This window comes from Vibrio sp. 2033, assembly GCF_033339735.1.
Window position 1 is genome coordinate 1 of the sequence record NZ_JAWOVC010000188.1, and the last position, 874, is coordinate 874.

Here is an 874-nt window from a genome sequence, read left to right on the forward strand (position 1 = left end):
CATACGTCACTTCTTCCAAAGCCGCCGTCTCTTTGCCAACCAATTTGACGTAAAAAGTGCTGCTGTTGTTTAGCACCGCTTCGACGTTTTCTTGCGTGAGCAGCGTTGGTCTGGAAACGACTTGCGCACTGCCTTTCGATTCCAATAAACGAATTTGTGCCAACAAGTAGTTCAAGTTGGTCGAATCCAACAAGGACTTGAAACTCTGACCACTGCCCAATGTGACATCGCCGTTATCAACGTCGCCGGTTGTTTTGATGTCGACAATGCGGTTGTTTCCAACCGATACACCCGCACGCCAATCCACACCGAGCTGACGTAAATCGTTTGCGCTGATGTCCACAATAGATAACGCAACCTCGATACGAGATTGTGGCTGATCGAGTTGAGCGACCAGCTTGCGATACAACGGCAGTCTTGCTTGGGTATCGCGAACGATGATCGCATTCAGCCCCGGCTCCGCTTCTACGGTTGCACCGCCGTGCACAGACGCAGTTTTGCCGCGAGGTTTCGCTGCTTCTGCGGGTAATCCGTTTACAGGCGATGTTTGTACAGACGCAGAATCCGTAATTTGAGTTTGAACACCGCCAACCACACGGCTCAATACCGAAGCAATCCCCGGAACGGTAATGCTTTGGTCGCGATACGAGATACTTCTGTCCGTCGCCGAGGCATATTTAAGCGGAATGAGTTCTACAAACAGCTCATCCGTCGAGTTTGACTTTTGCAGCAATCGGCTCTCTAACGCTTCTGCGGTTTGCACTACTAACTCAACGTAACGCGGCGGCCCAGCTAGATAAACCAGCCCTTTATTTTCGGCAGCGCGCCAACCATAACGAGCATCCCAAACACCGGTTGAAATCAAGGTACTGCG

Annotated in this window: 1 pseudogene; it reads right to left on the reverse strand. The window is 51.1% G+C overall.

The features are described from left to right. A pseudogene (vscC, locus tag R7P74_RS25495) lies at window positions 1–874 on the reverse strand (SctC family type III secretion system outer membrane ring subunit VscC); the annotation flags it as partial.